Origin of the sequence: Streptomyces cinereoruber (assembly GCF_009299385.1) — a bacterium.
GTDB lineage: Bacteria > Actinomycetota > Actinomycetes > Streptomycetales > Streptomycetaceae > Streptomyces > Streptomyces bikiniensis.
The window spans coordinates 5,087,032-5,100,125 of the sequence record NZ_CP023693.1 but is presented as its reverse complement, the minus strand read 5'-3'; the positions used below and the strand labels follow the sequence as shown (position 1 = coordinate 5,100,125).

The 13,094-nt window shown below is 72.4% G+C and carries 11 protein-coding genes and 1 riboswitch; of the genes, 9 read left to right on the top strand and 2 right to left on the bottom strand.

The window, feature by feature from the left end; all coding sequences use genetic code 11:
• Position 1 precedes the first annotated feature (1 nt).
• From CP977_RS23135 to CP977_RS23095, 9 genes are all read left to right on the top strand, one after another.
• Complete coding sequence (locus CP977_RS23135; protein WP_062752304.1) at positions 2–1,042, top strand: endonuclease/exonuclease/phosphatase family protein; 1,041 nt, start codon at positions 2–4, stop codon at positions 1,040–1,042.
• On the top strand, positions 1,042–2,007 hold the full coding sequence (locus CP977_RS23130; RefSeq protein WP_062752305.1) for an aldo/keto reductase: 966 nt from the start codon (positions 1,042–1,044) through the stop codon (positions 2,005–2,007). Before CP977_RS23135 ends, CP977_RS23130 begins: the two co-directional genes overlap by 1 nt.
• Positions 1,997–3,910, top strand: a complete 1,914-nt coding sequence (locus CP977_RS23125) for an MMPL family transporter (protein WP_152370742.1) — start codon at positions 1,997–1,999, stop codon at positions 3,908–3,910. The genes CP977_RS23130 and CP977_RS23125 overlap by 11 nt, the downstream gene beginning before the upstream one ends.
• An 88-nt stretch (positions 3,911–3,998) precedes the next feature.
• Entirely contained in the window at positions 3,999–4,979 is a 981-nt protein-coding gene (locus CP977_RS23120) for a helix-turn-helix transcriptional regulator (protein WP_062752307.1), read from the top strand.
• Positions 4,980–5,098: 119 nt separating this feature from the next.
• Positions 5,099–5,353: a DUF3311 domain-containing protein gene (locus tag CP977_RS23115; protein ID WP_109185347.1), complete on the top strand. Its 255-nt coding sequence runs from the start codon at positions 5,099–5,101 to the stop codon at positions 5,351–5,353.
• Positions 5,350–6,975 carry a monocarboxylate uptake permease MctP gene (gene mctP, locus CP977_RS23110; RefSeq protein ID WP_062752309.1) on the top strand — a complete coding sequence of 542 codons (1,626 nt, stop codon included), beginning with the start codon at positions 5,350–5,352 and terminating at the stop codon, positions 6,973–6,975. Before CP977_RS23115 ends, mctP begins: the two co-directional genes overlap by 4 nt.
• Positions 6,976–7,153: 178 nt before the next feature.
• Positions 7,154–7,276: riboswitch (cobalamin riboswitch) on the top strand.
• 130 nt (positions 7,277–7,406) lie between these two features.
• Entirely contained in the window at positions 7,407–9,782 is a 2,376-nt protein-coding gene (locus CP977_RS23105; protein WP_062752310.1) for a ribonucleoside-diphosphate reductase subunit alpha, read from the top strand.
• Positions 9,782–10,801: a ribonucleotide-diphosphate reductase subunit beta gene (locus tag CP977_RS23100; protein ID WP_062752311.1), complete on the top strand. Its 1,020-nt coding sequence runs from the start codon at positions 9,782–9,784 to the stop codon at positions 10,799–10,801. Before CP977_RS23105 ends, CP977_RS23100 begins: the two co-directional genes overlap by 1 nt.
• 136 nt (positions 10,802–10,937) lie before the next feature.
• A complete protein-coding gene (locus CP977_RS23095) occupies positions 10,938–11,366 on the top strand; it encodes a ribosomal maturation YjgA family protein (RefSeq protein WP_152370741.1) in 429 nt (142 codons plus the stop codon).
• Here the strand turns inward: CP977_RS23095 and def are convergent.
• Both def and CP977_RS23085 read right to left on the bottom strand, forming a co-directional pair.
• Positions 11,342–11,977: a peptide deformylase gene (gene def / locus CP977_RS23090; RefSeq protein ID WP_062752313.1), complete on the bottom strand. Its 636-nt coding sequence runs from the start codon at positions 11,975–11,977 to the stop codon at positions 11,342–11,344. The genes CP977_RS23095 and def overlap by 25 nt on opposite strands.
• Before the next feature lie 68 nt (positions 11,978–12,045).
• Entirely contained in the window at positions 12,046–13,026 is a 981-nt protein-coding gene (locus CP977_RS23085; protein WP_104860402.1) for a tetratricopeptide repeat protein, read from the bottom strand.
• Positions 13,027–13,094 lie beyond the last annotated feature (68 nt).

The following is a 13,094-nucleotide window of genomic DNA, read 5'->3' as shown; positions in this document are numbered from 1 at the left end:
CGTGCCGTACGGCGCCGTCGGCTGGGCGACCCTCCTCTGGGCGGTGTTCCTCGCCCTGCACCTCGCGCTCAACGGGCGCTGGTGGCCGTGGCTCGCGGTCTCGCTGCTGCCGCCGCTCCTCCTCGCCGCCGTCCCGCTGGCCCTGCTCGCCGCCGCGGCGGCCACCGGGGCGCGGGGGGCGGGCGCGCTCGCCGCGGTCTGTCTCCTGGCGGCCTGGCGGCAGAACGGGATCAACGCGCGGGCACTGCTCCCCCGGCCCGCCGACGCCGGCGGCGACAACGACGCCGGCGGTGACGGCGACGGGCTGCGCCTGGTGTCCTGGAACACCCAGCACTGGAACCAGGGCGGTGACCCCGACCGGTTCTACGCCTTCCTGACCTCGCTGGACGCGGACGTGTACGTCCTCCAGGAGTACCTGAACGGCTTCGAGGGCGGCGAGGTGTGGGACATCGACGACGAGGAGCGGCTGCGGGCGGCGTTCCCGGACCACCACCTCTGCGTGGACAACAACTCCGTGACGCTGTCCCGCTTCCCGCCCGCCGGCCCGCCCGTGCCGGTCGGCGCCTGCTCGCTGCGGGTGGACCTGCGGACGGGGGGCGCGCGGGACGCGGTCCTGTCGACGTACAACGTGCACATCCCGGTGCAGCTGACCGTGATGAACCCGCTGCGCCCGGCCTTCTTCCGGGACATGCGGCGCCGGGCGGCGGCCCGCGACCGCGAGTACGCGGCGCTCGTCGCCGACCTGCGGGACAACCCGCACCCGGTCCTGGTGACCGGGGACTTCAACACCAGCGCGGCCATCGGGGACATCCGCCGGATGCCCCGGTCGCTGCGCGACGCGATCGGCGCCTGCCGTTCGCTCTGCCCGGCCAGTTGGAACGCCCGTGCCCGGTTGCGGCTGTGGCGGATCGACTGGGCCTTCACCGGTGGCGGCGCACGGGTCGGCTCGTACCGCTTCCGCGACGCGGAAGGGCTGTCGGACCACCTGGTCCAGGAGCTGACCGTCACCGCACCGACCGTACGAGAGAGAGGGAAGAACTGATGGAGTACACGAACCTGGGCGGTCCCGGCGGCCCCCGCGTGAGCACGCTGTGCCTGGGCACCCTGCCGTTCGGCACCCGGATCGACGAGGCCGCGGCCTTCGCCGTCCTCGACCGCTTCCACGAGGCGGGCGGCACCTTCATCGACACCGCGAACACCTACGCCTTCTGGGAGCCGGGCGCGACCGGTGCCGAGAGCGAGCTGGTCATCGGCCGGTGGATGCGCAGCCGGGGCGTGCGGGACGAGCTCGTGCTCGCCACCAAGGTCGGCGCGCTGCCGGACCCGCCCGGCTCGGCGTGGCCGGAGTGCGCGGAGGGGCTTTCGGCCCCGGTGATCCGCCGCGAGGTGGAGAAGAGCCTGCGGAACCTGGGCACGGACCGGATCGACCTGTACTACGCGCACATCGACGACCGGAGGACCCCGGTCGCCGAGACCATGGGCGCGTTCGGCGAGCTGGTGGAGGCCGGGAAGATCGGCCGGGCCGGCTGTTCGAACTTCGCCGCCTGGCGGATCGAGGAGTCGCGGGGCGCGGCGGTGGCGGCCGGGGTGCCGGACTACGCGGCCGTACAGCAGCGCTACACCTATCTCCGCCCGCGCCCGGGAGCGGACTTCGGGGTGAACCCGCACGCCTCGGAGGAGCTGATCGACTATCTGGGGACGCGGCCGGAGCTGACGTTCACGGCGTACACGACCCAGCTGACGGGCGCGTACACCGATCCCGGCAAGGAGGTTCCGGAGCAGTACCGCCACCAGGGTTCGGAACGGCGCCTGAAGGTGCTCGCCGAGGTCGCGGCGGAGCTGGGGGCGACCGCGAACCAGGTGGTCCTGGCCTGGGCGCTGGGCGGCGAGCCGCCGGTCCTGCCGATCGTCGGGGCGAGCACGACGGCGCAGCTGGACGAGTCGCTCGGCGCGGTGGGGCTGCGCCTTCCGGCGGAGCTGCGGAAGCGGCTCGACGATGTCGACTGAACCGGCGGACCGGGTCCGGGAGTTCGCGCTGCGGCACCGGGCGGCGGCCGGCGCGGTGTGGCTGCTCGTGCTGCTGCTCGGCGGGGTGGCGGCGGTGGCCGGCCTCGGCCGTCTCGACCAGTCCTTCACCGCGTCCGGCGGGCCGGGCCACCGCGCGAACCAGGCGGTCCACGAGCGGTACGGAAACGGGGCCGCCGTCGCCCCGCTGGTCGCGGTCGTGACCTGGCCGGCGGGCACGGACGTACGGGCCCGGGCGACCGGGGAACGGCTCGCGGAGGCGCTCGCCGCCTCGGCGGGCCGGGGCGCGCGGACGGTCTCGTACGCGGACACGGGCGACGAGGGGTTCCTCGGCGCGGACGGCCGGACCGTGTACGCGCTGGTGTACCCGGGGGCCGGGAAGCCGGACCTGGCGGGGCTGGCGGCCGTGGAGGAGGCCGCGGGCTCGCTGCGCGAGGGGCTCCGGTCGGCGCTGCCCGAGGCCCGGACCGGGGTGACGGGGGTGCTGCCGCTCCAGCACGACAGCGCCCTGGCGGGGCCGGGCGCGGCGGCCCTGGTGGTGAAGGCGGCCTGCGCGCTGGGGCTGCTGGTCCTGCTCGCGCTGGCGTTCCGCTCGGCGCTCGGGGTCCTGGCGCCGCTGCTGCTCGCGGCGGTGACCTCGGTGGGGGCCATGGTCCTCGTGGAGGCGGTGGCGGGTTTCACCGGGGTGAGCTTCGTCGTGGTGTACCTGGTCCCGGTGACGGCGCTGGTGGTGGCGGTCCACCGCTGGACGCAACCGCCGGGGGCCGGTGCCCGGTCCGCGGTGACGGGCGGTGCGGCGGGAGCGGCGGCGTTCGCCGTCCTGGCGCTCTTCCCGGTCTCCTTCCTGCGTTCGATCGGGATCGCGGGGGCGGCGGTGTGCCTGGTGGGCATCGCGACGTCGCTGACGCTGGTGCCGGTGCTGCGGTCGGTGGTGCCGCGACCGGCGGCACGGGGGACGCGTCCGGCACGGAACGTCTTCGCGGTGCCGTGCCCCCTCGCCGCGGCCGGTCTGGTCCTGCTCGTCCTGCTCGCCGGCGCGGCCACGCAGCTGCGGGTGGGCAATCCGGAGGCCCGCGCCCTGGTGGAGAGCGGTCCGTCCCTGGACGGTCTGGAGCGGCTCGGGGCGGCCGGGGTGCCGTCGGGGGTGCTGAACCCGCTGGAGGTCCTGGTCCCCGAGGACGCGGACGCGGAGGCGGTGGCCGCGCGGGCGGCCCGGGTCCCGGGGGTGCTGCTGGCAGCGGCTCCGGAGGCCGCCGAGTGGCGCCGTTCCGGCACCGCCCTGGTCGTGGTCGTGCCGGTGGCGGAGCCGATGACGGCGGCCGGCGCGGGGACGGTGGCGGCGCTGCGTTCGGCGTTCGCCGGCTCCGGTGCGCTGGTGGGCGGTTCGGGCGTGGTGGACACCGATCTGGTGGAGGGGGTGTACGGGCTGCTGCCGTACGCGGTCCCGCTGGCGGCCCTGGCCGCGTTCGGGGTGCTCGTCGGCCGGACGCGGGCGCCGGGGGCGGCGGCACGGTCGGTGTGCGGCGCGCTCCTCGCGGCCGGGGTCTCCGCGGGAGGCCTCGTGGTGGTGTGGCAGTGGGGCCCGGCGGACACGGGGGCGGTGACGGGCTGGGTGCCGCTCGTGGTGGGGGCCTTCGCGTTCTGCGTGTCCCTGGAGCGTTCGACGGCCTCGGCTGCGGGCGGTCCCGGACGGGCGGGGCCGGTGGCGGCGGGCGCGGGCGCGCTCGCGGTGCTCGCGGTGGGGATCGGCCCCCAGGTCGAACTCGCCCTGCTGGTCTCCGGGTTCGCGATGGGTGCGGTGGGCGACGCGCTGGCGGGCCGGGTGCGGGTGCGGCCGGGGGCGGGGCGGTGGTCCGTACACCGAAACGCCACCCGATTGGTCTAGACCTAGACCGTTTCCCCCTCTAGCATCGACGACCGCGATCACGAACGCGGTCGGTCGCGCGACGGAACGTGACGAGGGGGAGAGAGTGATGCTGGAGGCGCTCGGCATAAAGGAGTCGACGGAGACCGTCTACCGCCTGCTCCTGGAGCGGCCCGAGTACGACGCGGCGGAGATGGCGGCCCATCTGGACCGCCCCGAGGAGGAGGTCCGCGAGGCGCTCGCCCGCCTCGCGGACCTCAAGCTCGTCCTGATGGACGACTCCTCCGGCGAGGTCGAGCCCTTCGACCCCGACGTCGGCTTCTCCTTCCTGCTCTCCCGCGCCGAGGCCGAACTGAGCAGGCGCAGACGCCAGGTGGAGCGGGCCGGACGGGCGGTGGACGGCATCCTCGCCTCGTACGCGGCCCGGCCCCGGAGGGTCCGGCCCGACATCGTGGACCGCATCACCGGCCTCGACGACGTCCGCGAGCGGCTGGAGGGCCTCGCGGCGAACGCCCGCACCGAGTGCCTCTCCCTGCTGCCCGGCGGGGCCCAGCTCCCCGACACGATGGACGCGAGCCAGCCGCTCGACCAACTCGCCCTGGAGCGCGGGGTGAAGATCCGCTCCATCTACCAGGAGAGCTTCCGCAACGACCCGCCGACCGTCGAGTACGTGCGCTGGTACTGCGAACTCGGCGGCGAGGCGCGGACCGTGCCGGTGGTGCCGATGCTCATGGTGATCGTCGACCGCGAGGCCGCGCTCGTCCCCCTCGACCCGGAGGACGGACGCGCGGGCGCCCTCGAAGTGCGCAGCCCCGGCCTGATCCACGCGCTCGTGGTGCTCTTCGACCGCCTGTGGGACGCGGGCACCGGTTTCGGCGAGAGCCCGCGCCGCGACGAGCACGACCTCTCCCCCCAGGAACGGGAGCTGATCATGCTCCTGGGCATCGGCTGCACGGACGACATCGCCGCCCGGCGGCTGGGCATCTCGCTGAGGACCGTCCGCCGGATGAGTTCGGAACTGATGAACCGGCTCGGCGCGCGCAGCCGGTTCGAGGCGGGGGTGCGGGCCGCCAAGGAGGGCTGGCTCTGACGCCCGCGCCCGCGCCCGCCACATCGGACCCGTTATGCGGACGGGGGTTCCATGAAGCGGACGCGTCCCCTAGATTTCCCCAGCACTACCGAGGTGATCAGCGAGGGGACGACATCGCCATGTCAGAAGCGACACAAGGGAAACAACCGCCCATCACCCCCCTGCGGGTGGTGATCGCGCTCTGTCTCGTCGCCCCGTTCGTGGCGATGCTCTGGGTGAGCTCCTACGCGAAGACCGAACCCCTCTTCGCCGGCATCCCCTTCTTCTACTGGTACCAGATGCTCTGGGTCCTGGTCTCCACCCTGCTCACCATGATCGCTTACAAGCTGTGGCAGCGGGACCAGCGCGCCCGCAAGGGGGGTGACGCGCGATGAAGGACGGCGTGAACGGCGTGGCACTCGCCGTCTTCATCTTCTTCTTCCTGGCCGTCACGGTCATGGGCTTCCTCGCCTCGCGCTGGCGCAGGGCCGAGAACGAGCACAGCCTCGACGAGTGGGGCCTCGGCGGCCGGTCCTTCGGCACCTGGGTGACCTGGTTCCTGCTCGGCGGCGACCTCTACACCGCGTACACCTTCGTCGCCGTCCCGGCGGCCATCTACGCGGCGGGCGCGGCCGGCTTCTTCGCCGTCCCGTACACGATCCTGGTCTACCCGCTGATCTTCACCTTCCTGCCGCGCCTGTGGTCGGTCTCGCACAAGCACGGGTACGTGACCACCTCCGACTTCGTCCGGGGCCGCTTCGGCTCCAAGGGCCTGTCGCTGGCGGTGGCGCTCACCGGCATCCTCGCCACCATGCCGTACATCGCGCTCCAGCTGGTCGGCATCCAGGCCGTCCTGGACGTGATGGGCGTCGGCGGCGGCGAGAACACCCACTGGTTCGTCAAGGACCTGCCGCTGCTCATCGCCTTCGGCGTCCTCGCGGCCTACACGTACTCCTCGGGCCTGCGCGCCCCCGCGCTCATCGCCTTCGTCAAGGACACCCTGATCTACATCGTCATCGCGGTGGCGATCATCTACATCCCGATCAAGCTGGGCGGCTTCGACGAGATCTTCAGCAAGGCGGGCGAGGCCTTCGCGCAGACCAACCCGGCGACCGACAAGCCGCGCGGCGCGCTCGTCCCCGGCGAGGCCGGCCAGTGGACGTACGCGACGCTCGCGCTCGGCTCCGCGCTCGCGCTCTTCATGTACCCGCACTCCATCACGGCGACCCTGTCGTCCCGGAGCCGCGAGGTCATCCGCCGCAACACCACGATCCTGCCGCTGTACTCGCTGATGCTGGGCCTGCTCGCGCTGCTGGGCTTCATGGCGATCGCCGCCGGGATCCAGGTGAAGAACGGCCAGCTCGCCATCCCGCAGCTCTTCGAGACCATGTTCCCGGACTGGTTCGCGGGCGTCGCGTTCGCCGCGATCGGCATCGGCGCGCTCGTCCCGGCCGCGATCATGTCCATCGCCGCCGCCAACCTCTTCACGAGGAACATCTACAAGGACTTCATCAGGCCGGACGCCACCCCGGCACAGGAGACCAAGGTCTCCAAGATCGTCTCGCTCCTGGTGAAGGTCGGCGCGCTCGCCTTCGTCCTCACCATGGACAAGACGGTCGCGATCAACTTCCAGCTGCTCGGCGGCATCTGGATCCTGCAGACCTTCCCGGCCCTGGTCGGCGGCCTGTTCACCCGCTGGTTCCACCGCTGGGCGCTGCTCGCCGGCTGGGCCGTCGGCATGGTGTACGGCACGGTCGCCGCGTACGGCGTCGCCAGCCCGACCCAGAAGCACTTCGGCGGCTCCTCCGCCGAGATCCCGGGCATCGGCGAGATCGGCTACATCGGCCTCACCGCCTTCGTCCTCAACGTCGTGGTCACCGTGGTCCTCACCTTCGTCCTCAAGGCCGTCAAGGCCCCCGAGGGCGTCGACGAGACCTCCCCGTCGGACTACACGGCCGACGCCGGCGACCCGGGCGTGAAGACCGAGATGGAGAAGGCCACCGCGCCCACCCACTGACCCCACCGCCGCCACCGCCGCCGCAAGGGCCCGGGACCTCCACCAGGAGGCCCCGGGCCCCGTCGCGTCCCCCGGCGGACGGTCTCCGCGCGCCCGTTCCCCGGAGTTCCGCGCCCAAGTCCCGTCCAGGGGACGACACAACATGTGGGGGGTGCCACGAGCGGCGTCCACCACATGTATGCTCGTCCTCGCTGTCGACGCAGGGGAATCCGGCGCGAATCCGGAACTGTCCCGCAACGGTGTACTTCGTGCGGTTTCGTCCGGGGTGAGTCCGAACACCTGCCGACAGTGCGCCCGGTCCTTCCGTTCCGGGTGCCACAGACGTCCGGGCCTCGCGGAGTGGGCCGGTGGACGCGGCGCGTCGTGCGTGGACGCCCGCCCGTCCGCCTGCCCCCGCCGAGGCCCCGAGCCGAGCGAGGGAGAGCCCCCACGTGACCATCGCGCCCGCCGATCCGGCTTCGGCCGAGGCTTCCGCGGTCGAGAGCGACGGCCCCGGGACCGTACTGCTGCGGACCCTGACCGACCTCACCGCCGATCTCCCCGACACCGACCCCGGCCGGGTCGCCGCCGCCGCGCTCCGCGGCCGCAGCGCCGCCGCGGACGAGGCGGAGCTGCGCGAGCTGGCCACCGAGGCGGCCGCCGGCCTGATCGCCGAGGACCCGGCGTACTCCCGGCTCGCCGCCCGGCTCCTCACCATCACCATCGCCGACGAGGCCGCCTCCCAGGGCTCGGTGAACTTCTCCTCCTCGGTGGCCGTCGGGCACCGCGAGGGCCTGATCGCCGACCGCACCGCCGAGTTCGTCGCGCTGCACGCCGACCGCCTCGACGCCACCATCGACCGCGCCGGCGACGACCGCTTCGGCTACTTCGGCCTGCGCACCCTCTACTCGCGCTACCTGCTGCGCCACCCGATCACCCGCAAGGTCATCGAGACCCCGCAGCACTTCATGCTGCGCGTCGCCTGCGGTCTGGCCGAGGACGAGAGCGTCCGCGCGCTCGACGAGGTGGCCGCGCTGTACGGCCTGATGAGCCGCCTGGACTACCTGCCGTCCTCCCCCACGCTCTTCAACTCCGGCACCCGCCACCCGCAGATGTCCTCCTGCTACCTCCTGGACTCCCCCCAGGACGAGCTGGACTCCATCTACGACCGCTACCACCAGGTCGCGCGCCTCTCGAAGCACGCGGGCGGCATCGGCCTCTCGTACTCCCGCATCCGCGCCCGCGGTTCGCTGATCCGGGGCACCAACGGGCACTCCAACGGCATCGTGCCGTTCCTGAAGACCCTCGACGCCTCCGTCGCCGCCGTGAACCAGGGCGGTCGCCGCAAGGGCGCCGCCGCCGTCTACCTGGAGACCTGGCACGCGGACATCGAGGAGTTCCTGGAGCTCCGCGACAACACGGGCGAGGACCAGCGCCGCACGCACAACCTGAACCTGGCGCACTGGATCCCGGACGAGTTCATGCGCCGGGTGAACGCCGACGCCGAGTGGTCGCTGTTCTCCCCCTCGGACGTGCCCGAGCTGGTGGACCTGTGGGGCGAGGAGTTCGACGCCGCCTACCGCAAGGCCGAGGCGGCCGGCCTGGCCCGCAAGACGATGCCGGCCCGCGACCTGTACGGCCGGATGATGCGGACCCTGGCCCAGACCGGCAACGGCTGGATGACCTTCAAGGACGCCTCGAACCGGACGGCCAACCAGACCGCCGAGCCCGGCCACACCGTCCACTCCTCCAACCTCTGCACGGAGATCCTGGAGGTCACCGACGACGGCGAGACCGCGGTCTGCAACCTGGGCTCGGTCAACCTCGGCGCGTTCGTGGTCGGTTCGGACATCGACTGGGAGCGCCTGGACGCGACCGTCCGCACGGCCGTCACCTTCCTCGACCGGGTCGTGGACATCAACTTCTACCCGACCGAGCAGGCGGGCCGCTCCAACTCCCGCTGGCGTCCGGTCGGCCTGGGCGCCATGGGCCTCCAGGACGTCTTCTTCCAGCTGAAGCTGCCCTTCGACTCCCCCGAGGCGCGGGCGCTCTCCACCCGGATCGCCGAGCGGATCATGCTCGCCGCGTACGAGGCCTCCGCCGACCTCGCCGAGCGCAACGGTCCCCTTCCGGCCTGGGAGAAGACCCGCGCGGCCCGCGGCGTGCTGCACCCCGACCACTACGACGTCGAGCTGAACTGGCCGGAGCGCTGGACGGCGCTGCGCGAGCGGATCGCCGCCGTCGGCATGCGCAACAGCCTCCTCCTCGCCATCGCGCCGACCGCGACGATCGCCTCGATCGCCGGCGTGTACGAGTGCATCGAGCCGCAGGTCTCCAACCTGTTCAAGCGCGAGACGCTGTCGGGCGAGTTCCTCCAGGTCAACTCGTACCTGGTCGACGAGCTGAAGAAGCTCGGCGTGTGGGACGCGCAGACCCGCGAGGCGCTGCGCGACGCCAACGGCTCGGTGCAGGGCTTCACCTGGGTGCCGGCCGAGGTCCGCGACCTGTACCGCACGGCCTGGGAGATCCCGCAGCGCGGCCTGATCGACATGGCCGCCGCCCGCACCCCGTTCCTGGACCAGTCGCAGTCGCTGAACCTGTTCCTGGAGACGCCCACCATCGGCAAGCTGTCGTCGATGTACGCGTACGCCTGGAAGCAGGGCCTCAAGACGACGTACTACCTGCGCTCCCGCCCGGCCACCCGGATCGCCCGCGCCGCCCAGGCGTCGACGGCCGCCGCCGCGCCCATCCCCGTCCAGCAGGTCGCCGACCCCGACGCGGTCGCCTGCTCCCTGGAAAACCCCGAGTCCTGCGAGGCCTGCCAGTAATGTCCACCCCGAACACCGAGAAGAACCTGCTCGACCCGGGCTTCGAACTCACCCTCCGTCCCATGCGCTACCCGGACTTCTACGAGCGCTACCGGGACGCGATCAAGAACACCTGGACCGTCGAGGAGGTCGACCTCCACTCGGACGTCGCCGACCTCGCCAAGCTCACCCCCGGTGAGCAGCACATGATCGGACGCCTGGTCGCCTTCTTCGCGACCGGCGACTCGATCGTGGCGAACAACCTGGTCCTGACGCTCTACAAGCACATCAACTCCCCCGAGGCGCGGCTCTACCTGAGCCGGCAGCTCTTCGAGGAGGCCGTGCACGTCCAGTTCTATCTGACGCTGCTCGACACCTACCTGCCCGACCCGGACGACCGCGCCGCCGCGTTCGCCGCCGTCGAGAACATCCCCTCCATCCGCGAGAAGGCGCAGTTCTGCTTCCGCTGGATGGACTCGGTCGAGAAGATCGACCGCCTGGAGACCCAGGCCGACCGCCGCCGGTTCCTGCTGAACCTGATCTGCTTCGCCGCCTGCATCGAGGGCCTGTTCTTCTACGGCGCCTTCGCCTACGTGTACTGGTTCCGGTCCCGGGGCCTGCTGCACGGCCTGGCGACCGGCACCAACTGGGTCTTCCGCGACGAGACGATGCACATGAACTTCGCCTTCGAGGTCGTGGACACCGTCCGCAAGGAGGAGCCGGAGCTCTTCGACGACGCGCTCCAGCAGCAGGTCACCGACATGCTGAAGGAGGCCGTCGAGGCGGAGCTGCAGTTCGGCCGCGACCTGTGCGGCGACGGCCTGCCGGGCATGAACACCGAGTCGATGCGCGAGTACCTCCAGTGCGTCGCCGACCAGCGCCTCCAGCGCCTCGGCTTCGCCCCGGTGTACGGCTCGGAGAACCCGTTCTCCTTCATGGAGCTCCAGGGCGTCCAGGAACTGACCAACTTCTTCGAACGCCGCCCGTCCGCCTACCAGGTGGCGGTCGAGGGCTCGGTGGACCTGGACGAGGACTTCTAGTCCGTACGCCCGTGCCTCTGTACGGGGAAGGGCCCCGCACTCCGGAGAGTGCGGGGCCCTGAAGCTGCCGGGCGACTGAGGTGCGGAGGGAACCGATCTCCCGGGTCCCGGTCGACTTCGAGAAGGGCATGGGGCGATGACGCCGGGCTCCGGCACGGATGATCGCGTGCGGACGCGCCTCCGGGCGGGCGGTGCGGCCCTGGTGGTCGTCGCCGCGGGACTCGGAGTCCGTTCCACGGGGCCCGGGAGCGTCGCCAAGTACGCGGGAGACGCGCTGTACACGGTGCTGGTCCTGACCCTCGTGGTGCTTCTCGCGCCCCGCGTCAAGGCAGGGGTGGCGGCAGGGACCGCGCTCGGGTTCAGCTGCGCCGTGGAGCTGTTCCAGCTGAGCGGCGTCCCGGCGGAGCTGGCCGCGCACAGCGTGCTCGCGCGGCTCGTGTTCGGTACGTCGTTCAACGCGCCGGACCTGTTCTGGTACGCGGTCGGCGCGGTGTTCGGCTGGGCCGTCCACCGCGCCGTACGGACGCGAAAAGGCGTGGATCAGTCGTTCGGGACCGTCTCGTAGCGCGGGGTGCCCTCCTCCATCTGGCGCAGGGCGTCCTTGCGGTCGCGCTTGGAGAGGCGGTCGATGTAGAGGCGGCCGTACAGGTGGTCCGTCTCGTGCTGGAGGCAGCGGGCGAAGTAGCCGGTGCCGCGCACCTTGATCGGGTTGCCCTGCGGGTCCTGCCCGTGCACCTCGGCGTAGTCCGGGCGGGCCAGCTCGGCGTAGGCGGTCGGCACGGAGAGGCAGCCCTCGTTGGACTCGTCCAGGACGCGACGGTCCGCCGGCAGCTCCTGGAGCACCGGGTTGATCACGACGCCGGTGTGCCGGACGCCCTCGTCGTCCGGGCAGTCGTAGACGAAGACCTTGAGGTCCACGCCGATCTGGTTCGCGGCCAGGCCCACGCCCTCGGCGGCCTTCTGGCTGGCGAACATGTCGTCGATCAGCGCCGCGAGCTCGTCGTCGAACGCGGTGACGTCCTTGCACTCCTTGTGCAGCACGGGGTTGCCGACGACCGTGATCGGGCGGGCCTTGCCGCGCTCGCGGTGGGCGAGCTCACGCGCCTCGCAGTCCTCCGTGTCCACGACGAAGCCGTCATTGATCTGCGTCTGCTCGTCCGTCTCCTGCTGCGCCATGTCCGGCCGCGCCTTCCTGAAAAACCCGATTCCGTCGGAGGACAGCCTACGGGGCAGGGACGGGCCGCTCAGCAGACCTCTTCGAGATCCCGCCACTCGCGACTGTCCGGGCTGTCCGCCACCCAGCCGTCGAGGAGCCCGCGCACCAGACCGGCCGGGGCCGCGATGCCGCACTCCCGCTCCGGCACCCACAGCTCGCCGGGCGAGCGGTGGCCGAGCGGCCCGGGGTGCCCCGGCTCGCTGTGGTCGTGCGGGTCGGAGTGCTCGCCCTCGCCCTCGGCGCTCGGCATGGTCGACTCCGAGCAGGCCCGGCAGAGCAGCCGCACGGAGGACGACCAGTCCTCGGCGGCGAAGCCCGCCTCGGCGGCCAGCTGCTCCAGGGCGTCCCGGTCGGCCTCGGTGGCGGCCTCCAGGAGGACCACCCAGGTGGGGACGGGCGAGGGCGCCCACAGCTCGATCTCGTCGAAGACCGGGTAGGAGGGCCCGGCGGTGGTGGTCCGCTCGCCGTTCGGCACGCCGTCGTGGAGGACGACCTCGCCCCAGCGGCGCCCGGAGGACGGCAGGGGAATGGAGAGCACCTCTATCCGGGCCGGGTCGAGCCGGCGGCCCCACACGACCTCGGCCTCGCCCTCGGGCGAGAGCCGGACGGCGGCGCTGCCCAGCTCCATGCCGACGGGCTCGCCCGTGCCGGAGGCGGCCCCGGGCACCCGCAGCCCGTACGCCTGCCAGGCGCGGCGGGCCAGCGGCCAGTCCTGGAGGGCGGTGGCGGCGATGCCGACGTTCCACCAGTCGGGGGCGCCGGTCTCCTTGTCGAGCAGGGCGACCGCGCGCAGCCCGGCGGCCCGCGCCTGCTCCCAGTCGTGGCGGAACTTGTGCAGCAGCGCCAGGTTGAACCAGGACTCGGAGAGCCAGGGCTCCAGGTCCGCCGCGCGCGTGAGGAGCGCGCCCGCGTCCTCGTACCGGCCGTCGCCGATCAGCGTGAACGCGCGGTCGGTGGCCTGCCGCCACGAGGCGGAGGGCCGATGCCGTACCTTCCCGAAGATCTTCACGATTCCCGCCTGCCGGTCGCTTCACCCTCTTGTTCGCATCCAACCATGCCCGGTCGGACACGCGCTCA

Coding starts and splice junctions, on each gene's coding strand:
- CP977_RS23130 (WP_062752305.1), top strand. CDS start 1,042: ATGGAGTACACGAACCTGGGCGGTCCCGGCGGCCCCCGCGTGAGCACG.
- CP977_RS23125 (WP_152370742.1), top strand. CDS start 1,997: ATGTCGACTGAACCGGCGGACCGGGTCCGGGAGTTCGCGCTGCGGCAC.
- CP977_RS23095 (WP_152370741.1), top strand. CDS start 10,938: ATGACGCCGGGCTCCGGCACGGATGATCGCGTGCGGACGCGCCTCCGG.
- mctP (WP_062752309.1), top strand. CDS start 5,350: ATGAAGGACGGCGTGAACGGCGTGGCACTCGCCGTCTTCATCTTCTTC.
- CP977_RS23120 (WP_062752307.1), top strand. CDS start 3,999: ATGCTGGAGGCGCTCGGCATAAAGGAGTCGACGGAGACCGTCTACCGC.
- CP977_RS23115 (WP_109185347.1), top strand. CDS start 5,099: ATGTCAGAAGCGACACAAGGGAAACAACCGCCCATCACCCCCCTGCGG.
- CP977_RS23100 (WP_062752311.1), top strand. CDS start 9,782: ATGTCCACCCCGAACACCGAGAAGAACCTGCTCGACCCGGGCTTCGAA.
- def (WP_062752313.1), bottom strand. CDS start 11,977: ATGGCGCAGCAGGAGACGGACGAGCAGACGCAGATCAATGACGGCTTC.